Raw genomic sequence first — 518 nt, 5'->3', positions numbered from 1 at the left:
CTCTTCCGATCTAAAATCAGATAAATAAGATGAAAACAATTGGTCTTTTAGTGTGCTCTAATGTTTTTATGACGGTTGCCTGGTATTGGCATTTGAAAGAAAAAGGGTTGCCTTTATGGAAAGCAATTATTATAAGCTGGTGTATTGCTTTTTTTGAATATTGCCTTACTGTTCCTGCTAACAGAATAGGTTACACTACCGGCTGGTCTGGCTTTCAACTTAAAATTGTACAGGAAGTTATTACATTGGTTATCTTCTGCATTTTTGCAGTAGTATATCTAAAAGAACCTGTTCGCTGGAATTACGCCGTAAGCTTTACCTTAATTTTAGGAGCTGTATATTTTGCATTTAAAAAATAATTTTTAACCGATAAGTCGCAGAGAACATCAAGCTATTCTAAGTTTAGTTGCAAATAATTTTACCGACTACCTTTCTTCCCGGCGAAATAAAATAGGCTCTCCAAGAAATTGGAAAGCCTTTATTTAACCCTGCTGCATAAAAAAACTAAATTTATAATC

1 protein-coding gene is annotated in these 518 nt (G+C 33.8%); it reads left to right on the top strand.

The genetic code is table 11. The features are described from left to right. Positions 1-29: 29 nt before the first annotated feature. Positions 30-359 carry a DMT family protein gene (locus E3E36_RS13665; protein WP_167895543.1) on the top strand — a complete coding sequence of 110 codons (330 nt, stop codon included), beginning with the start codon at positions 30-32 and terminating at the stop codon, positions 357-359. Positions 360-518 lie beyond the last annotated feature (159 nt).

Source organism: Thermococcus sp. M36, assembly GCF_012027355.1.
Lineage (GTDB): Archaea > Methanobacteriota_B > Thermococci > Thermococcales > Thermococcaceae > Thermococcus.
This window is presented reverse-complemented; position numbering and strand designations above follow the sequence as displayed.